Annotated in this window: 22 protein-coding genes, 2 tRNA genes and 1 pseudogene; 12 read left to right on the top strand and 13 right to left on the bottom strand. The window is 72.1% G+C overall.

Going from position 1 to position 21,104, the window contains the following annotated elements:
• Positions 1-72: 72 nt before the first annotated feature.
• A complete protein-coding gene (locus ACFYZZ_RS23410) occupies positions 73-1,050 on the top strand; it encodes an aldo/keto reductase (protein WP_389179095.1) in 978 nt (325 codons plus the stop codon).
• Positions 1,051-1,099: 49 nt separating this feature from the next.
• On the opposite strand, the gene ACFYZZ_RS23405 is transcribed toward ACFYZZ_RS23410, so the two are convergent.
• Both ACFYZZ_RS23405 and ACFYZZ_RS23400 read right to left on the bottom strand, forming a co-directional pair.
• Positions 1,100-1,777 carry a LuxR C-terminal-related transcriptional regulator gene (locus tag ACFYZZ_RS23405; protein ID WP_389179093.1) on the bottom strand — a complete coding sequence of 226 codons (678 nt, stop codon included), beginning with the start codon at positions 1,775-1,777 and terminating at the stop codon, positions 1,100-1,102.
• A 233-nt stretch (positions 1,778-2,010) separates the two neighbouring features.
• Positions 2,011-2,796: a helix-turn-helix domain-containing protein gene (locus tag ACFYZZ_RS23400; protein WP_389179090.1), complete on the bottom strand. Its 786-nt coding sequence runs from the start codon at positions 2,794-2,796 to the stop codon at positions 2,011-2,013.
• Positions 2,797-3,043: 247 nt separating this feature from the next.
• Between ACFYZZ_RS23400 and ACFYZZ_RS23395 the strand changes: the two genes are divergently transcribed.
• Positions 3,044-4,327, top strand: coding sequence for a beta-ketoacyl-[acyl-carrier-protein] synthase family protein (locus ACFYZZ_RS23395; protein WP_389179087.1), 1,284 nt, complete (start codon positions 3,044-3,046; stop codon positions 4,325-4,327).
• Between the two features lie 28 nt (positions 4,328-4,355).
• Here ACFYZZ_RS23395 and ACFYZZ_RS23390 read toward each other — a convergent pair whose 3' ends face one another.
• Entirely contained in the window at positions 4,356-4,709 is a 354-nt protein-coding gene (locus tag ACFYZZ_RS23390; RefSeq protein ID WP_389179084.1) for a hypothetical protein, read from the bottom strand.
• Between the two features lie 142 nt (positions 4,710-4,851).
• The gene (locus ACFYZZ_RS23385) at positions 4,852-5,625 is read right to left on the bottom strand and encodes a methyltransferase domain-containing protein (protein WP_389179081.1); all 774 of its coding nucleotides are present in this window, start codon (positions 5,623-5,625) and stop codon (positions 4,852-4,854) included.
• A 51-nt stretch (positions 5,626-5,676) separates the two neighbouring features.
• Between ACFYZZ_RS23385 and ACFYZZ_RS23380 the strand changes: the two genes are divergently transcribed.
• The 3 genes from ACFYZZ_RS23380 (at position 5,677) to ACFYZZ_RS23370 (ending at position 6,895) form a co-directional block, all read left to right on the top strand.
• A complete protein-coding gene (locus ACFYZZ_RS23380) occupies positions 5,677-6,165 on the top strand; it encodes a hypothetical protein (RefSeq protein WP_389179078.1) in 489 nt (162 codons plus the stop codon).
• Positions 6,101-6,385 carry a zinc ribbon domain-containing protein YjdM gene (locus tag ACFYZZ_RS23375; RefSeq protein ID WP_389179775.1) on the top strand — a complete coding sequence of 95 codons (285 nt, stop codon included), beginning with the start codon at positions 6,101-6,103 and terminating at the stop codon, positions 6,383-6,385. The genes ACFYZZ_RS23380 and ACFYZZ_RS23375 overlap by 65 nt, the downstream gene beginning before the upstream one ends.
• A gap of 159 nt (positions 6,386-6,544) precedes the next feature.
• Positions 6,545-6,895, top strand: a complete 351-nt coding sequence (locus tag ACFYZZ_RS23370; RefSeq protein ID WP_386572670.1) for an ArsR/SmtB family transcription factor — start codon at positions 6,545-6,547, stop codon at positions 6,893-6,895.
• Between the two features lie 77 nt (positions 6,896-6,972).
• Here the strand turns inward: ACFYZZ_RS23370 and ACFYZZ_RS23365 are convergent, their stop codons facing one another.
• The 3 genes and pseudogenes from ACFYZZ_RS23365 to ACFYZZ_RS23355 all read right to left on the bottom strand — a co-directional run bounded on the left by ACFYZZ_RS23365 (position 6,973) and on the right by ACFYZZ_RS23355 (position 7,726).
• A complete protein-coding gene (locus tag ACFYZZ_RS23365; RefSeq protein ID WP_389179075.1) occupies positions 6,973-7,212 on the bottom strand; it encodes a hypothetical protein in 240 nt (79 codons plus the stop codon).
• Between the two features lie 70 nt (positions 7,213-7,282).
• Positions 7,283-7,690: pseudogene (locus ACFYZZ_RS23360) on the bottom strand (hypothetical protein); the annotation flags it as partial.
• A tRNA-Ala gene (locus ACFYZZ_RS23355) sits at positions 7,654-7,726 on the bottom strand. The gene ACFYZZ_RS23355 and the pseudogene ACFYZZ_RS23360, both read right to left, overlap by 37 nt.
• A 183-nt stretch (positions 7,727-7,909) precedes the next feature.
• Here ACFYZZ_RS23355 and ACFYZZ_RS23350 point away from each other — a divergent pair.
• Entirely contained in the window at positions 7,910-8,458 is a 549-nt protein-coding gene (locus tag ACFYZZ_RS23350) for a helix-turn-helix domain-containing protein (protein WP_389179072.1), read from the top strand.
• Positions 8,459-8,597: 139 nt separating this feature from the next.
• A complete protein-coding gene (locus ACFYZZ_RS23345) occupies positions 8,598-9,953 on the top strand; it encodes a serine/threonine-protein kinase (protein WP_389179069.1) in 1,356 nt (451 codons plus the stop codon).
• On the opposite strand, the gene ACFYZZ_RS23340 is transcribed toward ACFYZZ_RS23345, so the two are convergent.
• Both ACFYZZ_RS23340 and ACFYZZ_RS23335 read right to left on the bottom strand, forming a co-directional pair.
• Positions 9,917-11,179 carry a hypothetical protein gene (locus ACFYZZ_RS23340; RefSeq protein WP_389179067.1) on the bottom strand — a complete coding sequence of 421 codons (1,263 nt, stop codon included), beginning with the start codon at positions 11,177-11,179 and terminating at the stop codon, positions 9,917-9,919. The genes ACFYZZ_RS23345 and ACFYZZ_RS23340 overlap by 37 nt on opposite strands.
• Before the next feature lie 298 nt (positions 11,180-11,477).
• On the bottom strand, positions 11,478-11,606 hold the full coding sequence (locus tag ACFYZZ_RS23335) for a DLW-39 family protein (protein ID WP_003999697.1): 129 nt from the start codon (positions 11,604-11,606) through the stop codon (positions 11,478-11,480).
• 349 nt (positions 11,607-11,955) lie between these two features.
• Here ACFYZZ_RS23335 and ACFYZZ_RS23330 point away from each other — a divergent pair, with 349 nt between their 5' ends.
• From ACFYZZ_RS23330 to ACFYZZ_RS23320, 3 genes are all read left to right on the top strand, one after another.
• Positions 11,956-12,294, top strand: a complete 339-nt coding sequence (locus ACFYZZ_RS23330) for a DUF6344 domain-containing protein (RefSeq protein WP_389179064.1) — start codon at positions 11,956-11,958, stop codon at positions 12,292-12,294.
• Positions 12,295-12,465: 171 nt separating this feature from the next.
• The gene (locus ACFYZZ_RS23325) at positions 12,466-13,113 is read left to right on the top strand and encodes a UTRA domain-containing protein (protein WP_389179061.1); all 648 of its coding nucleotides are present in this window, start codon (positions 12,466-12,468) and stop codon (positions 13,111-13,113) included.
• Positions 13,114-13,121: 8 nt separating this feature from the next.
• Entirely contained in the window at positions 13,122-13,880 is a 759-nt protein-coding gene (locus ACFYZZ_RS23320) for a glycosyltransferase family 2 protein (protein ID WP_389179058.1), read from the top strand.
• Here ACFYZZ_RS23320 and ACFYZZ_RS23315 read toward each other — a convergent pair.
• A complete protein-coding gene (locus ACFYZZ_RS23315; protein WP_389179055.1) occupies positions 13,862-14,086 on the bottom strand; it encodes a ferredoxin in 225 nt (74 codons plus the stop codon). The genes ACFYZZ_RS23320 and ACFYZZ_RS23315 overlap by 19 nt on opposite strands.
• Before the next feature lie 223 nt (positions 14,087-14,309).
• Positions 14,310-14,780 carry a hypothetical protein gene (locus ACFYZZ_RS23310; protein WP_389179052.1) on the bottom strand — a complete coding sequence of 157 codons (471 nt, stop codon included), beginning with the start codon at positions 14,778-14,780 and terminating at the stop codon, positions 14,310-14,312.
• Between the two features lie 169 nt (positions 14,781-14,949).
• Between ACFYZZ_RS23310 and ACFYZZ_RS23305 the strand changes: the two genes are divergently transcribed.
• Together ACFYZZ_RS23305 and ACFYZZ_RS23300 are read left to right on the top strand one after the other, a co-directional pair.
• Positions 14,950-15,426 (top strand): hypothetical protein, encoded by a 477-nt coding sequence (locus tag ACFYZZ_RS23305; protein WP_389179050.1) that lies wholly within the window; start codon positions 14,950-14,952, stop codon positions 15,424-15,426.
• Positions 15,427-15,840: 414 nt separating this feature from the next.
• The gene (locus ACFYZZ_RS23300) at positions 15,841-19,965 is read left to right on the top strand and encodes an AAA family ATPase (RefSeq protein ID WP_389179047.1); all 4,125 of its coding nucleotides are present in this window, start codon (positions 15,841-15,843) and stop codon (positions 19,963-19,965) included.
• 219 nt (positions 19,966-20,184) lie between these two features.
• Here the strand turns inward: ACFYZZ_RS23300 and ACFYZZ_RS23295 are convergent.
• Both ACFYZZ_RS23295 and ACFYZZ_RS23290 read right to left on the bottom strand, forming a co-directional pair.
• Positions 20,185-20,258, bottom strand: a tRNA-Ile gene (locus ACFYZZ_RS23295).
• A gap of 112 nt (positions 20,259-20,370) precedes the next feature.
• Positions 20,371-21,096 (bottom strand): DUF3566 domain-containing protein, encoded by a 726-nt coding sequence (locus ACFYZZ_RS23290; RefSeq protein ID WP_389179044.1) that lies wholly within the window; start codon positions 21,094-21,096, stop codon positions 20,371-20,373.
• Positions 21,097-21,104 lie beyond the last annotated feature (8 nt).

The raw sequence follows: 21,104 nt of genomic DNA, 5'->3' as shown, positions 1-21,104 counted from the left end.
GCCGATTACCGGGAGACTTGTTCATGGGCGGTAACCCGCCCGAAACCTGGGAATGGAAGGAGCGCGGTCTCAGTGCAGCGCGTTTCGCTCGGCGGGCTCGATGTCTCACGCATCGGACTGGGCGCCATGTCGATGTCCGACTACTACACGGGGGCGGGCAGCGACGAGGCGGAGGCCGTCCGTGCCGTCCGGCGGGCGCTGGACCTCGGCGTCGAACTCGTCGACACCGCGGAGATCTACGGTCCGTTCACCAACGAGGAGCTGGTCGGGCGGGCCGTCGCCGGCCGGCGCGACGACGTCGTGATCGCCACCAAGTTCGGTCTGGTCTCGCACGCGGGCGCGGGCCCCAATGTGCTCGACAGCTCACCGGCCAACGTACGCACGGCGGTCGAGGGCTCGCTCAGGCGGCTGGGCACGGACCGTATCGACCTCTGCTACCAGCACCGCGTCGACCCCGGCACCCCGATCGAGGAGACGATGGGCGCGCTGGCCGAGCTGGTGCGGGAGGGGAAGGTCCGCCACGTCGGGCTGTCGGAGGCCGGGGCGGACACCATCCGCCGTGCGCACGCGGTGCACCCCGTGACGGCGGTGCAGACCGAGTACTCGCTGTGGTCCCGTCAGCCCGCCGAGTCGCTGCTGCCGCTCCTTCGCGAGCTGGGTATCGGGCTCGTCGCCTACTCGCCGCTCGGCCGGGGGTTCCTGACCGGCGCGATCCGCTCGAAGGGACAGCTCGACCCGGACGACTTCCGGCTGACCACGCCCCGGTTCGCCGAGGGCAACTTCGAGCGGAACCTCAGGATCGTCGACGAGGTGGAGTCCGTGGCCGCCGACGCCGGCGCCACGCCCGCCCAGGTGGCCCTGGCCTGGCTGCTCGCCCGGAGCGACGACATCGTCCCGATCCCCGGCACCCGGCGCGTGGCCCGCGTCGAGGAGAACGCCGCCGCCGACACCGTCACCCTCACCCCCGAACAGCTCTCCCGCCTCGACACCCTCACCCCGCCCACCGGCGAGCGCTACGCCGACCAGGACCTGGCCCGCACGGGGCTGTAGGCCCCGCCACAGCCGAGCCCCGCCCCGGAAGGCGGGGCCGCGAAGCCGTTCAGATCCACTGCCGTCGGGCCGCTTCCGCCCCCGCCTGGAAGCGGCTCTGGGTCCCCATCCTGGACATCACGCCCGCTATGGTCCGCCGGACCGTGCGGACGGACAGCCCGGTCCGGCGGGAGATGCCCTCGTCGGTCAGCCCCTCGGCGAGGAGTGCCAGGGCCTCCCGCTCCCGTTCGTCCGGAGTGTCGGTCTCCCCGGCGCCGAAGGAGGCGGCGGTGTGCCCCCACACGTGGTCGAACAGCGCCTGATAGACCCCCACCAGGGCCCGCCCGCGCAGCACTGCGGCCGGGGCGTCGGTCAGGGCGGGGTCCGACGGGACGATCGCCAGGTCCCGGTCGGCGACGGCCATCCACACCGGCAGGTGCGGCAGGGCCCGCATCCGGGCGCCCGACGCGGCGATCCGCCGGGTGTCGAGGGCATAGGTGGGATCGTGGGCCACGTCCGCCAGATGCAGGACGCGCACCTGCGCCCCGCGGCCCACGAGTTCGGCGCTCAGCAGTGCGGCCCGCTCCCGCACCCGGCGGTCGTAGGGGCGCCGGGGGAGAGCGAGGCGCAGCTCGCGCACCGTGCGCCGGCGCAGGGTGTCCAGCAGGGCCACGAGGGAATCGGAGTCGGTCAGGGGTTGGAGTGCTGTCCGGGCGGTGTCACATCCGATGAGTAATTCGTTTTCCATGTCACCATTCCGCAGCGAAAAATGTGCGCGGATTTAGCGCGGACGCCGCGCATCGTATGAGTCAACTCTCCGCGTGGGTCACCGTCACCGAGTACAGCGACCGACCGCAACCGCTGGGCCATCGAGGCCCGCTGGACCGAGATTGCAGGCATCCCCAGAGCCTGTCAAGCGGCAAATATTTGCCGCTTTGCAGCGGCTTGAATGTGTGTACAGTGAATCCGGGGAGGGCGTCATCACGTCGGCATCAGCGCCACGAGACGGACGCCTGGACGGTAAGCGGGGAGGAGGACCTGGGCGGTGACAGCCAACTCGGTCTGCGAAACGTGGGGAAGTGACAGGCGGAAACATCCGCCCTGCCGAAACGCGATGATGCGTGGTCCGGCATCCCACAGCTCTCGGCACACAGGATCGCGCAGCACGGTCGTCAGTAAATCCGTGAGCGTCGGGTCGTCCGGCGTCCGGACCAGAGCGAATCTCAACTGGGCGAGGTACAGGGATGCCTGTCGTTTCCAGTCCACTATCCAGACCCGCGACTCCGGGTTCGCCAGGACCCAGCGCATGAGATTGGCCTGCGACGCCCGGACCCAGGGAAACCACCGGGCCATCAGATCGTTGTAGGCGATGACGTTCCACGCGTGGTCGATGAGGTAGGTGGGAAACGTTGTCTGCGCGTCGACGAACTCCCTGAGCCGGGCGAACCTGCTGTCGCCGCTGCGCGGCGGCCGCTCGTCCGAGACCTCACTCAACCGGTACCAGTACAGCGCCGTACGTTCGTCCGGTCCGAGGTCCAGCGCGTCGGCGAGGCGGGTCAGCGTGTCCAGGGTGAGCGCGACCTGGGCCCCGCTCTCCAGCGCGCGGTACCAGCGCTCACTGACGCCCATCCGACGGGCGACCTCCTTCTGGGGCAGCGCCTTGTCGCGGCCGAGTTTCTCACCCGCCTCTGCACGCCAGGCACGCAGAAGTGCCGGCAGATCGGCGAATTCCAGTTGGCGGCCGGTTCTGATTCCTCCGATTCCCATCGGCCGGATTCTGCTCCACCCGGTCCGGCGCCATTCGGCTCAGGTATGCCTGCTTCGCTCGATTCCGTCATGCCTGCCCCCGTTCGTACTGCAGCACATCGACTGAGCAACTCTAACCGGAGGCGTCATCGGCTCCCGCGGGTGCGACCGCCCCTGAAGCCTTGCCCTCCGAACGGTGTTCAACCACCGCAAGAAGAAGACACGGAAATCTCACGGAACCGAAGGGAAAGCGTTTGCCATGGGGGCCATGACGAACAGGCGGGCAACAGCCGGAACACGGCGCGTGGTGGTGACCGGACTCGGCGCGATCACCCCGCTGGGCGTGGGCACCGGCACACTGTGGGAAGGCCTGCTGGCCGGCCGCTCGGGCATCCGCCCGCTGAACGCACCCGAGTTCGCCGACCTTCCGGTGCGCATCGCGGGCACCGTGCCCGTCGATCCCGCCGAACTGCTGCCCAGGCCGCAGGCACGGCGCATGAACCGGGCCGCCCGGTTCGCGGTGCTCGCGGCACACGAGGCGTGGCAGGACGCCGGGTTCGCCGAGGGCGGCACTCGCGACAGCGGTCTGGATCCGGAGCGGGTCGGCGTGAGTATCGGCACCATCATCGGCGGTGCCCCCGTACTCGTCGACGGCGACCGCACGCTGCGCAAGCGGGGCATGCGGGCCGTTCCGCCACTCACCGCGCCCATGACGGTGCCCTCCCAGGCGGCCTCGCAGATCTCACTCGCTCTGCACGTCACCGGGGAGGCCCGGACCGTCGTCAGCGCCTGCGCCTCCGGCACCGAGGCCGTCGGGCAGGCCATCGACCGCATACGGTACGGCCGGCTGGACGTCGTGCTCGCCGGCGGAGCGGAGGCCGCCGTGACGCCCGAGGTCATGGCCGCGTTCACCGCGATGCGTGCGCTGTCCGCCCGCAACGACGAACCCGAGGCCGCGTCCCGCCCGTTCGCCAAGGACCGGGACGGCTTCGTGAACAGCGAGGGGGCCGGACTGCTGGTGCTGGAGTCGGAGGAGCACGCGCTGGCGCGCGGCGCCCGCATCTACTGCGAAGCCGCCGGGTGGGGCCTGTCGGCCGACGCGCACCACATGGCCGCGCCGGACCCGACCGGCCGCGGCATCGCGGCCGCGCTGCGGCGCGCCATCGCGGACGCCGGCGCCGACAGCCGCGACGTGCTGCACATCAACGCGCACGCCACCGCGACCGTCGAGGGCGACCGTGCGGAGGCGGCCGCCCTGAGCACCGTCTTCGGGGACGCGGACGGGACCGTCGCCCCACCGGTCACCGCGCTCAAGGGGCACCTGGGGCACCTCCAGGGAGCGGCCGGCGGCGTGGAGGCCGTGGCGACGGCCCTGACCCTGCACCACGGGATCATCCCGCCCACGGTCGCCTGTGACGACCTCGACGACGCGGTGCCGCTCGACCTGGTCAGGGGCTCCGCGCGCCCCCTGCCCGCCCGCGGTGACCTCGCCCTGAGCAACTCGTTCGGCTTCGGCGGCCACAACGCGGTCCTGGCGCTGCGCCGCCGATGACCCCGGCGACGCAGGCAGGTGGCCGTACTCATCCATGTCTCCGTATACGACCGGGCGTTGTACGACCGGTCGTTCCGTGAGCGGCGAGGGTTTCGGGAGGGTCCGGGGCGGCGTCCCAGGGGGTGGTGCGGTCGAGGATGCCCGCGGTCCGCAACGGCAGGGACACCGGGCCGCGCAGGACGACGTGCGGCCGGTAGCGGGACGGCTCCCCGTCCCGCTCCGGTCCGACAACCCGCTGGGCGAAGCGAGTGAGCGCCAGCTCCGCCTCCAGCCGGCCGAGCGGTGCGCCGAGGCAGTAGTGCGTGCCCAGCCCGAAGGACGGGTGGGGTGCCGCTTCGGTGGGCGTCGTTGAGGGACACCAGGTCGTGGCCGGACAGGACACCGGAACGTCGCAGTCCCCAAAGGATCGGACGGCAGTTGAGGAACGACAGGAGACCGACCCGGGGCGGCCGCCCGGCGGCACCGGCCCGACGGGTTTCGCCGAGTTCGGAGAGTTCGGTGAGTTCAGTGGACGGCATGGGCGGCTACTTGTATCCCCAGGACTGCACGAGCGCGGGCGCCAGGTCCCAGAAGGTGTCGTCACACAACAGGGCGTAGAACTCATCGAGTTCGTACGGGGTCACGTATCCGCCCCCGAGGAGCTGCTCGCGCGACATGTCGACGGTCAGCCGCCAGAAGTCGGCCAGCCGGGTCCCGCCCCGCAGGTTCTGGGTGACCGTGTGCGCGCCCACGTCGCGGTAGCCGTGGTCGAGGAGCGAACCCGGCTGGGTGCGGGACCACCAGCTGTCGGTGCCGAGCGTCCCGCAGATGAGTTTGCTCCAGCGCTGCATGACCTTGCGGTACGTGGGATGGGGTGAACTGTCTACGGGGAACCAGCAGAACGACTCGATCAGCACGAATCCACCCGGCCGCAGCCACCGGAGCATGCGGCGCATGACCTCGTCGCGCTGCGGGAGATGGCTGAGCAACAGCCGGGCGTGGATGACGTCGAAGGAGTCGTCCGGGAACGGGTCGGTGGTGACGTCGTGCACCAGCCGGCGCAGCCGCGGCTCCGGCACGCTCTCCAGCAGCCTCGGATCCAGGTCGGTGGCGACCACCTCGCCGTCTCCGGCCTGCCCGCACAGCCACTGCGCGACGGAACCGGAGCCCGCCCCGACCTCCAGGCAGCGTGCGTCGGGCGCCACGCCGAGCATCTCCAGCGTGCGCGTGCACAGAGGGTCGAACACCTCGGCGAGCAACCGCAGCCGAATTTCCTCCGCCCGGTCGAGCGCGAACAGGGCGTCGCCGTATTTCTCCATTGCGCGCCTTCCCGAAAACGCCGGCCTCCACGGAACTTTCAGTAGCCAAACATGTCGCCGACGGCCGCGTTAAGTGCCGTCGCCGGACTGACAGCTTGCTGCCACTTCGGCAGCGGAAGCAGAAGGAAGGCAGAAGGGAGCAGAAGAAACCGGAGTGGAAAGCACTGGTCTCCGCGACGGCCCGCACCCCGCTTCGGCTCGGCTTCCTGCGCCGCACGCCTGCCGGATAGAAGCGACCTGGGCCCGGAGGCGGTACGCCGTTTCGGCGGCGCCGTCGGCTGGGTCGTCGCCCGCGGCACCGGACCGGTCGTCCTGGACCTGACCGAGCTGCGCAGCTGGTCCGCCGAAGGCCAGCTGGCCATCACCAAGGCCGCCCGCCGCCTCGCCGATGCCGGCCGGAGCCTGGAGCTGGCCGCCATCCCCGCCGAAGGGTCCCTGGTCCCGGCCGGTGACTGCCCGGACATCCCGGTCGGACATCCCAATCGACTCACCGAATGCCTATCGGTCGACGTCCGAGGGACCGGCCGACGCGGGCGGTGACCGGGTGATCAAGGATGCGGTCGGCAACGTGCTCGCCGACGGCGACACCGTGACCGTGGTGAAGACGCTCAAGGTCAAGGGCAGCCCGACCGGCATCAAGGCGGGCACCAAGGTGCGCAACATCCGGCTCGTCGACGGCGTGGACGGCCACGACATCGACTGCAAGGTCGACGGGTTCGGCGCCATGCAGCTGAAGTCCAGCGTGGTCAAGAAGGTCTGAACCGGCTCACCGCGCCTGTGGCGACCGCCTCCTCGGCGCGGGTTCGGTTCTGCCGCTGCCGCGCGCGAGGATGGGTCGCATGTTCGTGACGAGTGCGTGGATGCGATGGCGAGTGGTCCGGCCGGTGGGGCCGTGCTGCGCCGGGGAGGGGACGGCACGGTGAGTACGCCGCTCTACCAGATGAAGGCCGAGTTCTTCAAAACGCTCGGCCACCCGGCCCGCATTCGCGTCCTGGAGCTGCTGAGCCGGCGCGAGCACGCGGTCGCGGAGATGCTGCCCGAGGTGGGGATCGAGCCCGCGCACCTGTCCCAGCAGCTGGCCGTGCTGCGGCGGGCCAACCTGGTGCGGACCCGCAAGGAGGGCTCGAACGTGTACTACTCGCTGACCAGCCCGGAAGTGGCGGAACTGCTGCGGGTGGCGCGCACGATCCTGTCGGGCGTACTGGCGGGCCAGGCGGAACTGCTCGCCGACCTGCAGGCGGCCCAGTCGGAGGGGAAGCAGCCGTCGTAGCGCCGAGACCATGTCCGTCCCCGCGATCCCGCCGCCGATGACGACGGCATGGGCGCCGCTCGCGGTGTCCGTGCCGTTCATGAGTCCGCTCCTTCACGCTCTGCGCCGGCGTCCGCGACGAGGTCTGTGACGGGGTCGTGGCGGATGTGCTCGGCGGGCATGCCCATGGCGGCCAGGACGTCTGCCACGGCACCGACCATGGCGGGCGGGCCCGCCAGGCACGCCACGTGCCGGGACCAGTCGCCGTGGCGGGCCACGGCCTCGGCCACCGTCGCGTCCTGACCGGTCCCCGGGCCCCGGGTGATCACGGGGATCACGCGCAGCCAAGGACACCGCCGCTCCGCGGGTGTGCTCCACCAGCGCCTCGCTGAGCCCGCCCCGGGCGGTGCACCGCACGTGGAACTCCAGCTCCGTGTCGGGCCGGGGCGCGCAGGCCAGGGAGTAGTGCCGCCAGGTCTGCGAGAGCAGCGGTGACTCCAGGGCGGCGTACTGCCCGGCCCGGTAGGGGTAGGGCTCGGACGTGCGGACGCGGAGGACGGCGAGGTCGGGGCGACGCCGCTCGTGCGCGCAGACCACGCCGTTCCAGTCTGGAGAGCCTGGACACACAGGCCGCCCGGTTCGAGGAGCGTCGAGCCGCGATCCTGGCCCGGCGCGAGGCCGTATCGGGCTGAGAACCGGACCGGACACGCACGCACGGAAAAGCGGCACAAAAGAACCCCCCTGACCGCGTTTCCGCAGGTCAGAGGGGTCATATGTTGTGGAGCCTAGGGGAGTCGAACCCCTGACATCCGCCATGCAAAGACGGCGCTCTACCAACTGAGCTAAGGCCCCGGGAAGGGAAGCGTCAGCCGGATCTTGCGTTCCGGCGGGCGCCGCAGACCAGAGTACCGGGTCACCCCCCGTATCCCGCAAAAAGATTGGGGGGTCCCCGCGGATGACCACTCTCCGTAAGATGCTCGTCGTGGTTCGCTACAGCGAACCACGGATTTTTTGGGGAAGCGATGGGGAGACGCAATGGACGCCGCACAGCAGGAAGCGACCGCGAGAGCGCGGGAGCTGCAGCGGAACTGGTACGGGGAGCCGTTGGGGGCGCTCTTCCGTAAGCTCATCGACGATCTCGGGCTCAACCAGGCCCGTCTCGCGGCGGTTCTGGGCCTGTCGGCCCCGATGCTGTCGCAGCTGATGAGCGGCCAGCGCGCCAAGATCGGCAATCCCGCGGTGGTCCAGCGGGTGCAGCTGCTGCAGGAGCTGGCGGCACAGGCCGCGGACGGCAGCGTCAGCGCGGCCGAGGCGACCGACCGGATGGACGAGATCAAGAAGTCCCAGGGGGGATCCGTGCTCAGCAACACCACGCACACCACGAGCGGTTCGGGGGCGCCGACGGTCAAGCGCGTGGTGCGCGAGATCCAGTCGCTGCTGCGCTCGGTGGCCGCCGCCGGCGACATCATCGAGGCCGCCGACACCCTCGCCCCGAGCCACCCCGAACTGGCAGAGTTCCTCCGGGTCTACGGCGCCGGCCGCACCTCGGACGCGGTCGCGCACTACCAGTCCCACCAGAACTGACCCCGGGCCCGGTTCCTCGGAGGGGGTCCGGGGCCGGTCCCAAGGGTCGTAAGAGGGGGGATGCAGGGGGCACAGGGGGTAGAGGGGGTAAGGGGGTAGACGGGGAACGCGAGGCTAGGGGGAGGAGCGGCGGACTGTCATGGGTGAGGTCTTCGCCGGCCGGTACGAGCTGGCCGACCCGATCGGGCGTGGCGGCGCGGGCGCGGTGTGGCGTGCCTGGGACCACCGGCGCCGGCGCTATGTGGCCGCCAAGGTGCTCCAGCAGCGTGACGCCCACTCGCTGCTGCGCTTCGTACGGGAACAGGCGCTGCGCATCGACCACCCCCATGTCCTCGCCCCGGCCAGCTGGGCCGCCGACGACGACAAGGTCCTGTTCACCATGGACCTGGTCGGGGGCGGCTCGCTGGTCCACCTCGTCGGCGACTACGGACCACTGCCGCCGGCCTACGTGTGCCTCCTGCTCGACCAGCTCCTGTCGGGGCTCGCCGCGGTGCACGCGGAAGGGGTCGTCCACCGGGACATCAAGCCCGCCAACCTGCTGCTCGAAGCCACCGGCACCGGCCGGCCGCGGCTCAGGCTGTCTGACTTCGGCATCGCCATGCGGTTCGGTGAACCACGGCTGACGGAGACCAACCTCGTGGTGGGGACGCCCGGTTACCTGGCGCCCGAGCAGATGCTGGGCGCCGACCCGGACTTCCCCGCCGACCTGTTCGCGGTGGGCCTGGTCGCCCTGTATCTGCTCGAAGGTGCCAAGCCCGACGCCAAGGCGCTGGTGCAGTACTTCATGGAGCACGGAACTCCCGGCCCGCCCAAGGGAGTTCCCGAGCCGCTGTGGCAGGTCGTCGCCACCCTGCTCCAGCCCGATCCGACGGCCCGTTTCCGCACCGCCACGGGAGCACGCAAGGCGCTCGCCTCCGCCGCCGAACTCCTGCCGGAGCCCGGCCCCGACGACGAGTTGATCGAGATATTCGACCAACTCGGGCCGCTGCCCTCCGGGTTCGGCCCCGACGGCCCGCTCAAGCGCGCGTCCGGAGTCCGGGTACGGGAAGCATATTCGGCCACGGACACCGACAGCACCGAGAGACCGGCAGCCGACCCCCGCCTGAGCGACAGCGACTCGCAGCACTCCGCGCTTCCCCCGATGTCGGACACCGGCAGCTTCCACCTCCCGCCCCCGCAGCCGACCCCGAGCCCCCAGCCGTACGCCCAGCAGGCACACCGAGGCGCCCAGCCCGGCCTGCCACCTGCCCCGGCAGCCCCTGTGCCCCCGGTCCCGCAGGCGCAGCCGCGCGTCGACACCTCCACCGCTGCGTACACCGCGCAGGACCCGCGGATTCCGCCTCGCGCGCAGCCGACAGGAACACCCCGCGCGCACGGCCGCCGGGCCCGCCGCGCCGCCCGCCGCCCCGGCCCCCCGGCCAAGGCGGCGATCCCGATCCTGCTTCTGGCGCTGGCCTGCTACGCCGTGGGCTTCTGGGCACTGACCCGCGTCTGAGCCCGCCGGGCCACGACGGTCCACACGCCCAGCCCCAGCAGCAGCGCGGTCCCGGTACCGATCCCGCCGACGGCGAGCGCCCGCATCGCGGTGTCACCGCCGCCCGTGCTCCCGGTCGCCGCCGCCGCCCGGTCCTGCGCCGTGAGCGTGAAGACGTCGTCCGGCACGGGTCGCCCGGCGTACCGGGGCCCGCTCTGCGCCTGCCCGTCGAGCCGTACCCGCAGCGTCACGTCGAACGGGCCCTGCCCGAAGGTGTCGGCCATCTGCTTGCTGAGGTGCACGACCAGGTAGTAGTCACCGGCGAAGCGCATCGCGTTCTCCCCGGTGAGCACGGCGTACCGGTTGGCGTACTCGACCGGCGGCAGCGGTGCGAGGGCGACGAGCTTGCGGGTGCCGGTGTAGCCGAGGGAGGCGTCGTCGACGAGCCCGCGGACCGGGTTGTGGAGCGACAGGTTCAGGGCGCCGCCGACATAGCCGTGGCCGCTCGTGGAGCCGTCCAGTTCGGCGACGGCGTGCACCCGGCGTCCCCAGTCGACCGGCACCTTGTAGAAGAGGGTCCGCCCCGGGGTGAGGCGGGTCCGCCAGCCCCCTTCGCCCAGCAGGCGGGCGGTGGTGAAGCCGGTGCCGCCGGTCCGGTCACGGGGATCACCGGCGAGGGGCTCGGGGGAGGCGGAGTCCCAGGCCCGGGGCGCGGTGGTGGGCCCGGCCTTCGCCAGGCGGGGTTCCGTGACCGGCTTGATCTCCAGCTCCCACGGCTGCGCCTGGTCCGCCGTACCGGAGTCGACGCGTTCCACGAGCACGTAGTACGTCCCCGCGCCAGGGCACAGCGTCCGGCCGGGCTCGCGCTCGGCCAGGGCCGTGACCGGACGGGGGCTCTGTACGGCGCCGAAGCGGGCGGAGGCGTTGGCGCAGGAGCCGCCCGAGGCGTCCTGGACCGAGACACGGATGCCGTCGGTGGCCGTGACCGTGGCGTCGGCGGGGGGTACGGCGGTGACGGGGACGTACGCGGTGGTGGTCGCGGTGGCGAGGTCGAGGCGGTAGAAGCGCCTGCCGTTCCTGGGCAGGGAGCTGCGGTAGGTCCGGCCGGGCTCCAGCCGTGGGGCGCCGGCGGGGCTCGCCGCGCCGGTGACCATCTGGGCATCCGGAGCGAAGGCGTACGTCCCCGGCTCGCCGGCTGCCGCGATCCCGCCCGGCAGCGCGGCCACGGCGCACAGGACAGCGGTCACGACCGCCCGGCCGCCCCACCACCACGTCGTACGCCCTCGCCCCCGCACGTGCCACCCCTCTGTCGCCGCGTACCCGACCGTGGCCCATCCTTCCCCGGGCGCCCCTGCGCCATCCGTGGAATCCGTACGGCCGTCCGAAACACCCGCCCCGTCCATCCCCGTGTCCGAGCGCCCCGCAGGAACGCGTACACCACCCGTCGAGGACCCGCAACACGAGCCGTGCCGGGGGACCCGCCCGGACAACACAAAACCCCGACCGCGCAGGCGGCCGGGGTCTGATCAGATTCTGGATCGGTACTCACGAACCCGTGGGCACGGAGTCAGTCGCCTCCGTCCACAGATCCTGCTCGGCGCGATCCGCCTGGATCTGGCGGTACACGAGGAGCCCGCCGATGGCGGCCAGTGCGACCAGGAGCAGCTTCTTCACCGCGCGACCTCGTCTTTCCTTGACGTAGGGGACCTCTGGCGCCCGACTATACACACCGACCGATATCGATCGGTGACCTGCGTCGACCCCCAACTCCCGCCCCCGGAAGCGCAATAGACCAGGTCGGCGCCGCTCCGATCGGAGGGTGATCACACCCCCACGGACCGTGACTTTTGCTCCCCCTTCGCACTCGCTCACCTGGTTTTGGCGGTTTTCCGACCCTCTTGCGTCCATCCGAGTGGTGTTCATCAGAACATCGACGCGCCACGGGCGGAGGTCCACCACTTCGCGAACCTCATACACATCATGAGGAAAGTACGCAAATCGCCCAACCTGAAAGTGAGGGGCCATGACCCAGAACAAGGTCATGAAGCTGTGGACCGCCATCGTCACCGCCTTCCTCGCGCTGTGCACGGCGCTCGGACTCGCCACCACCACCGCCACCACCGCGACGGCCGCGCCCCGGACCGAGAGCCCGCAGGCCACCACCGCGGGGCGGACGGTCCCGACGATCCCGGCGATGCACCACTGGTTCTGGTCCCATGGCAAGTCCCTGCCCCCCACGATGAAGCAGCGGATCGGGGCCGAGGCCCACGGAAAGGCCCCCGGCTGCCGGCACCGCCCCCTCGACGAGACGGAAGCGCAGACGGACCCGGCGACCCAGTCCACGCAACCCCTCACGTCCTGAGCCGCACGGCAGCACGCAGGACCGCAGACGTTTCGACATGACGGCGACTTGCGTACCCACCAGTCGACACGGACAGACCCCCGGCCGGGGCCCGGCCGGGGGTCTTGCGCGTTTCACGGGACCACGACCGCCAAGTCGTCAGGTCCTCTTCAGCAGTCGTAGCCTGGACGCGTGCCCAGGGCCTACGAGGAGATCGCGGACGACGGGCCGCACGGGCGCGACACGTTCGTACGGCGTCCTCGCACCCGGATGCTGCGCGACGGCAGCCGCCACCAGTGGGAGAAGGACCGGGCCCGGCAGCCCCGGACCACCCGGGCCGCGACCGGCGCCACGGAGCACGACACCGGTCTGGTGCCGGCCGATCTCGTCTTCCTCGCGCGCTACCGCACGATCGAGGCACCCGGCCCGCTGGCCGAGGTCTTCGGCGTGCCGGAGGGCACGGCGCTCCTCGAACGCAGCTACCGCACCCGGGTCGCGGCGGAGACGGCCCCCTTCAGCCTCGTCACCTCTTATCTCCTGCATGCCGTGGCGGCGGCCAACCCCGACCTCCTGGACGTGTCCAAGGAGCCCTGGCCCGGCGGCACCCACCACCAACTCGCCACCGTGGGCGTGGAGATCGACCGCATCGAGGAACGTTTCACCGCGCGTCCGCCGACCCCGGAGGAGACCCGGGAGCTGGAGCTGCCGGCCGGCACGGCGGTGATCCTGGTCCGGAAGACCTCGTACGACACCCGCGGCCGCGTCGTGGACGTCTCCGACGTCGTGCTGCCCGGCGACCGTACGGAACTGCTCTTCACTACTCGTCTGGAAAGGTGGTGAATGCCGCCGTGCCCCGGCGCATCACCGTAGTCACCGCTGTCCACGCCCCGTCCGCCCGCTTCCTGCCGGAGGCCTACAAGTCCCTGTGCGAGCAGTGGCTTCCGGACGGCTGGGAGTGGGACTGGGTGATCCAGGAGGACGGCACGACGGACGCGGTCCGCCCCTACGTCCCGGACGACGAGCGGGTGAGCTTCCGTCAGGGCCGGCCGGGCGGGCCCGGTGTCGCCCGCACGATCGCGCTGGCGCACGCCGACGGGGAGTACGTGAAGGTCCTGGACGCCGACGACCAGCTCCCGCCCGGCGCCCTCGCCCGCGACCTGGCCGTGCTGGACGCGGACCGCACGATCGGCTGGACCACCTCCCGGGTCCTGGACCTGCTGCCCGACGGCACCACGGCCGGCTTCCCCGGCGACCCGGACGACGGCCCGGTCGAGCGCGGGGCCGTCCTGCGCTTCTGGAAGGAGAACGGGTTCCGGGCCCAGGTGCATCCGGCGACGCTCTTCGTCCGCCGGGACCTGCTGACGGCCCTGGGCGGCTGGATGGCCCTGCCCGCCTCCGAGGACACGGGCCTGCTGCTGGCACTCAACGCGGTCAGCCGCGGCTGGTTCTCGGCCGAGGTGGGGCTGCTGTACCGGAAGTGGGAGGGGCAGGCGACCGGGCAGGCCTCGCATGTCGACCCGGCCGAGCGGGCGGCGCGCATGGCCGTGGCGGAGGCCAGGGCGCGGGCGCTGGCGGACTTCGGGTGGACCTACCCCGCCGGTGGCTGACCGGGGCCCGCTCCGTCTCGTCCGGTGAGCACGTTGGCCTGCGAGGGGCATTTCTCGGCCGCCTCGCGCACCTGTGGATCGTCCCCGGACTCTTCCCGGCCGGGCCGGACCACGCCGTACTCGTCCTCGAACGCGAACACGGACGGGGCCCGGTGCGAGCACTCGGCGGAGCCGTAGCACACGGAGCGCTCGACGCAGACCTTCATACGTCCTCCAGCCTCGAGTGACTTCCAGGACGTCACTGCCCTGTGGGCCGCCCGGTGAACCGGTGGAGCCCAGTGCCCCGACAGGCAACGTTCGCCCCGTCGCGACGCCCGGCACGCTCCCCCAAGCTCTTCGAGCAGGGGGTACCCCCAGAGCACGCACCGCGGTGACACAGCCGCTCCGCGGCGGGCGCTCCTTGACGGGCAAACGTTGCCTGCCGGGGCACTAGCCACGCTGCGGCGCGCCCGCGGCGGCGAGCCAGTGGGCGACCCGGCGGACCGTCGGTTCGTCGAGCCGGTCGACCAGCGCCCGCACCGCCTCGGCGTCCTCGGGGGAGAGGTCGTACAGGCCCGCCTTGCTCAGGCCTGCCATGAGCACCTGGTGGCGGCGGTCCGACATGCGCTCGGCCAGCTTGGCCGGCTCCTCGGGGCCTGCCGGGGTCGCCTCGGGCGCGGACGGCCTGGCGGCCGGGGTGTCGAACCGGTGCCAGGCGCCGTCCTGCGGGCCCCACACCGCGACCGTCACGTCGTCTCCGCGCGCGCGTACGGTCTGGGCCATGTCTCCCACGGCGTACAGCACGGGGGTTCGGTCGGGGGACTCCGCGCCCAGCCGCCAGGAGGCCTGGGAGGGCTGGTAGAACATCGCGACCCAGCGCGGGATACCGGGAGGTTGCGGGCAGTCAGGACGATTCACCATGACACTCACCCCTTCGGGAACGGCAGGCGGGCCGACCTTAACTGACGGGCCGTCAGGTTTCCAGGGCGATCCGCGGCACGCTTCTGGCCTCTTCACGGCCGGCATGGCACCCTGCCCGCGCCCCGTCCCCGACAGCACACGGAGCCGTCTCGGCAGAGGGAGACCGAAGATGAGCGGACTCGAAGAGGCAGTGCCCGCAACCGCGGCGTCGGCGGCGCTGAGAAAGATCCACGCCGACCGCGCCCGCAGCGCGTACGACCGTGCCGTCGCCACCTGCCGCCACGCCGGCGTCACCCAGGAGGCCACCCAGCTCGTGCCGACGAGCCCCGTCGGCAGGGCCGCGGCCGCGCTGCGGCTGTCGGCCGGATCGCTCGACGCGCTGGCGGCGAGTGCGCCCGATCCCGCGGCGGACGCCCGCTGCGCCCGGAACGCCGCCGCGGCGGCCGCCCTGGCGGCCCAGGTGGCCGCCTCGCGCGACACCGCCGGCGCCGCCTCGGCCCTGCGCGCCGCCCTGACCGCCTCCCAGGCGGCGGCAACCGCCGCGGGCGGCCCGGCACCCGGCCGGAACGCGGCACTGAACGCCACGGCCGACGAGGCCGAACACCATGCCGTCGCCGCCGCCCGCACGGCGGGGTGGATCGTCTAGGAGGCGATCAGGCAATCGTCCGGGAGGTAGCGGTACCCGGCCCGTCCGGCACCGGCCCCTCCCCACGTGGAGGCCGGTGCCGAACGGAGCGGGTGTCGTCGATCCGTGCCGCGTCGGCGCGTCGGCGCGGACCGAAGTGCGTGTCCGTGACGCCACTGGATGTCATCGATATCGCCGGCGCTCTCGGGAAAGTTGACCGAGAACGTTCGGCGCCCCGGGTGTCTTTCCGAGCGCCGAGCCGGTGGCCTGTCCGGACCGTGTGTGATGCGGCGGACACCGCGTCGTGATCCTGCCATTTGTCGTCCACGACGAGGAGGTTCCGGTCTCCGGACCCCGACGTAACCGCAGGTCAGCCGTATAGGGTGAGTTTTCCGGTCCGGACGTCCAGACACGGGGGGAGTAAGGGGTGGGACCTTGGGTTCCGACTCAGGGGCACGCGTGGCCTTCGCCGAGCGTCTCGCGCTGCTCTACAAGGAGGCGGGCAACCCTCCCCTCAAGAGCGTGTCCGATTCGGTCGTACGACTGCAGCGCGTGGACGAGCGCGGACGCCCCGTGCGGGTGTCCGCCCAGCGCATCAGCGACTGGAGGCGGGCCAAGAACGTACCGGCCCAGTTCGCCGCCCTCGCGGCCGTCCTGCAGATCCTGATCCCGGAGGCCCGGCGCGCCCGGCCCGTTCCCGTCTCCAGCGGCCTGTACGACCTCGCGCAGTGGCAGCGCCTCTGGGAGCGCGCGCTGGCCGACCCGGCCGGCGAGCGCCCCGCGGTGCCCCCGGAGGAGAACCGGCAGGCACCGGCCGAGGCCCCGCCCGTCGCCGGCGGTGTGTGCCCCTACCGGGGACTGGCCCCCTACCGCCAGGAGGACGCCCGCTGGTTCTTCGGGCGGGAGCGGAGCACAAAAGCCCTCGTGGCCCAGCTGCGCGCCGCGGAGCGGTCGGGCGGCCTGATCATGCTCGTCGGCGCCTCGGGGGCCGGGAAGTCGTCTCTGCTGAACGCCGGCCTGGTGCCCGCGGTGGAGAGCGGCGCGCTCGGGGACGGCGGCGGCCGGCCGAGCGCCGTGCTCCAGTTCGTGCCGGGCGCCGATCCGCTCGGCGAGCTGACCCGCCGCATCCCGGAACTCGCCCCCCTCGCCGCGAAGGCGCGGCAGGCCGAGGAGGACGCCGCCAAGAACCCGGCGGCACCGGGATCCGACGCCCCGCACTTCGCCGAGGCGGTACGCGAGGCGGTCACGGCGTGGGCGCACCGGGAGACAGCGTCGGTCACCTCGGATGCCTCGAACGCGTCGGTCGCCTCGGACGAGTCCACGTCCGGCGACGCCTCCCCGACGCCCCCTGGGGACGCGCCCCCCGCCACCCGCCCGGTCATCATCGTCGACCAGTTCGAAGAGACCTTCACCCTCTGCCCCGACGAACCCGACCGCCGCACCTTCCTCCAGTTCCTGCACGCGGCCTGCACCCCGCCCGCGGACTCGCCCGGCCCCGCGCCCGTCGTCGTGGTCCTCGGTATCCGCGCCGACTTCTACGAGCAGTGCCTGGTCTATCCGGAGCTGGCCGACGCGCTACAGCACCGGCACATGGTGCTCGGGCCGCTGACCACGGCCGAGCTGCGTGAGGCGGTGACCGGACCCGCCAAGGCCGTGGGACTGGAGCTGGAGCCGGGGCTGGCCGAGCTGATCGTGCGGGAGGTGAGCGCCGACGGCCCGCGCGGCGCACACGACGCCGGAGTGCTCCCGCTCCTCTCCCACGCCCTGCTCGCCACCTGGCAGCGCCGCAAGTCGGGGCGGCTGACCCTGGCCGGCTACCGCGCGGCCGGCGGCATCCAGGGCGCGGTCGCGGCGACCGCCGAGCGCGCCTGGTCCGGCCTCGACCCCGCCGCCCGCACGGCCGCCCGGCTGCTCCTGCTGCGGCTCGTCCGGCTGGGCGAGGACACCCAGGCCACGCGCAGGCGCGGCACACGGCGCCAGCTGGCACAGGAGGCGGCGGACCCCGGCAAGACCGAGGAGTCGCTCGAAGCCCTGGTCCGCGCCCGGCTGGTGACGCTCGACGCGGAGACCGTGGAGATCACCCACGAGGCGCTGCTGCACGCCTGGCCACGGCTGCGCCACTGGATCGACGAGGACCGCAGCGACCATCTGGTGCGCCAGCGGCTGGAGGAGGACGGCCACACCTGGGAGGACTCGGGCCGGGACAGCTCGCTGCTCTACCGCGGCTCACGCCTGGAGCAGGCCCGCGGCTGGGCGAAGTCCGCCGGGGACACCTATCTGACCCGCAGCGCGGTGCAGTTCCTGGCCGCCTCGGTCCGGCTGCGCAGGCGGACGGTCCTGATCAGCCGCGGGGCCGTGGCGGCGCTGGTCGTCCTCGCCGTGCTGGCCGCCGGTTCGGCGGTGGTGGCGTGGCAGCAGCGGGACGACGCCGTGTTCGAACAGGTGCTCGCAGAGGCGGACCGGGTCCAGCACACGGACCCCTCGCTGGCCGCCCAGCTCGACCTGGTGGCCCACCGCCTGCGGCCGGGCGACGAGGGGACGTACAGCCGCCTGATCTCGATCGTGAACGCGCCCCTGGCCACCCCCCTGCTCGGCCACACCGGCGCCGTCTACCTCACCTCCTTCAGCCCCGACGGCAAGACACTGGCCACGGCGAGCTACGACCGGACCGTCCGCCTGTGGAACGTCGCCGACCGCAGCCGCCCCAAGCCGCTCGGCAAGCCCCTCACCGGACACACCAGCTGGGTGAGCAGCGCGGTCTTCAGCCCGGACGGACACACCCTGGCCAGCGCCGGCGACGACGGCACCATCCGGCTGTGGGACGTGCGCGACCCCGCCCACCCGGTACCGCTGGGCCGGCCCCTGACCGGCCACACGGGCACGATCTACCTGGTCGCCTTCAGCCCCGACGGACACACGCTGGCCTCCGCGAGCGAGGACCGCACCGTCCGCCTGTGGAACGTGGCCGACCCGAGCCGGCCCAGGCAACTGCGCACGCTGGGCGGCCACACGGCTGCGGTGCGCTGCGTGGCGTTCAGCCCCGACGGGCGCACCCTCGCGGCGGGCGGCGACGACGACACGATCCGGCTGTGGAACACCGCCGATCCGGGGCACCCCAAGGCCCTGCCCAAGGTGCTGAGCGGCCACACGGACATCGTCCACTCGGTGGCCTTCAGCCCCGACGGGCGCACCCTCGCCAGTGGCAGCGCGGACGACACCATCCGGCTGTGGAACGTGTCCGACCCCGCGCACGCGGCACCGATCGGCTCACCGCTCACCGGGCACACCGGCCCCATCTGGTCGGTGGCCTTCAGCCCCGACGGCGGCCGGCTCGCCGCGGCCAGCGCGGACAGCACGGCGAGCCTGTGGAACGTCGGCGATCCGGCCTCCCCCTCGCAGGTCGGCGCGTCGCTCGTGGGCAGCAGCGGCGAGATGTTCGCGCTGGGGTTCAGCCCCGACGGGCGCACCCTGGCCACCGGCAGCGGTGACAGCAAGGTCCGCCTGTGGTCGGTACCGACACGGGACATGACCGGCCGCAGCGGGGCGTTCCGCCCGGACGGCAAGGTGCTGGCCACGGCCGCGCGCGACGGCAGGGTCCGGCTGTGGAACGTGGCGGCGCCCGACCGGCCGGTGGCGCTGGGCAAGCCGTTCATGGGCGCGGACGGCGGCCACCGTTCGATGATGTTCTCCCCCGACGGCCGCACCCTCGCCGTACTGAACGGGACGGGGACGCTGTACCTGTGGAACGTCACCGACCCGGCCCGTCCGGTCCCCGCCGGGCAGCCCATCGCCCTGCGCACCCGCTTCGCGGGCTTCCACACGGTGGCATACAGCCCGGACGGCCACACCCTGGCCACCGCCTACCAGGACCGCACCATCCAGCTGTGGAACGTCACCGACCCCTCCCGTACCGTCCCGCTCGGCAAGCCGCTCACCGGCCACCGCGGTTACGTCAACGCCCTCGCCTTCAGCCAGGACGGGCACACCCTCGCCAGCGGCAGCGCGGACCTCACCATCCGGCTGTGGAACGTGACCGACCCCGGCCATGTCACCCAGATCGGGCATCCGCTCACCGGGCACTCCGGCCCCGTCAACGCTCTCGCCTACAGCCCCGACGGTCGCACCCTCGTCAGCGGCAGCGACGACGACACCGTACGGCTGTGGAACGTCACCGACCCCCGGGCGGCGACCGCGCTCGGCTCCCCCCTCACCGGCCACACCGAGGCGGTCACCTCGCTGACGTTCAGCGCGGACGGCCGGACCCTGGCGAGCGGCGGCGACGACAACACGGTCCGGCTGTGGAACGTCACCCGTCCTTCGTCGGCCACACCCATCGGCCAGTCGATGAGCCCCTACGCCAAGACGGGCAACTGGCTGTCCTTCAGCCCCGACAGCCATGTCCTCGGGGTGTCCAGCGGCGCCGACACGATCCGCCTGTGGCGCCTGGACGCCGACGCGGCCATCGCACACATCTGCACGGTGACCAGGGACGTTCTGACCCCGCAGAGGTGGCACGAGTACCTCCCGCGTCTCTCGTACGACCCTCCGTGCGCCGACTGACCGATCAAGATCAGCCAACTACCCCAACCAACAGGCCCGTTATCTCCCGCAAGGGACTCAACCTTGTTACCCTTGGCCATAGCCCGATCGCTGGTGCATCCCCCGTCGCCAGCGGTCGGGCCTTTTTTCGTACCGTGAAGCGAAAGCCGTGCGTTCCGCGAGGGGGTTCCGGACATGCAGAAGACCCCCGGCCCAAGTGGACCGGGGGTCTTCTTTCTGTGGGGCTAACAGGATTTGAACCTGTGGCCTCATCCTTATCAGGGATGCGCTCTAACCAACTGAGCTATAGCCCCGCCGCGCTCTGCGGTATGTGTCCCGCGCGCTGACTCCTGAAGATTAGCGCACGAGGGCGGCAGTCCCAAAATCGGTTGTCGGGGGACTGTCAGGAGAGCCCGGCAGGTGGGGTCACTCGTCCTCGGCCAGCGTCAGTTCGATGCCGCCCACGAAGCCCGCGGAGAGGTTGTAGATGAACGCGCCGAGGGTGGCCAGCGCCGTCGCGAGGACCACGTCGATCACCGCGATGATCGACGTGAACGTCAGGACGTGCGGGAGCGAGAGGAAGGCCTGCAGGTCGAAGCCGTTCGCCTCGTTGGAACCGGTGGCCTCCGAGATCGTGCCGCCGACCGTGGAGAACACGCCCATCGCGTCCATGACCATCCACAGCACCGCCGAGGCGACGATCGTGCAGATGCCCAGCGCGATGGAGAGCAGGAAGCTGACCTTCATCACCGACCACGGGTCGGCCTTGGCGACCCGCAGCCGGGCCTTGCGGGTGCGCGGCGCCGTCTTCGCACCGGTGCGCGGCCGGCGTACGGCCCCGGCGGGAGCCTGCGCCGGATAGGCCTGCGGCGGGTGGTAGGGCTCAGCGGACTCGGGGCGCCGCTCACCGGGCAGCGGGGACGCCTGCTGCCGCTCGGCGGGGCCGGGCTCGGTCTGCGGGCCGCGGGTGTCCGTCACAGTTCCCCCCTGGGATCCATGAGTGTCGGGCGAGGGCGAGTCGGCCGTGCCTGCCTCGATCTTGCGCAGTTGGGTCGTGTGCGGGTCCCCCGCACGCGCGGCGGAGCCACGGCCGCCGCCCGTTTCCGTACCCACAGAGGTACCGGCCGATCCCGCGCCCGTGGCTCCGCTCACGATGACTC

Source organism: Streptomyces sp. NPDC001816 (assembly GCF_042892235.1).
GTDB lineage: Bacteria > Actinomycetota > Actinomycetes > Streptomycetales > Streptomycetaceae > Streptomyces.
Note: the sequence above shows the minus strand (reverse complement) of the source record. Positions and strands in the feature narration are given on the sequence as shown.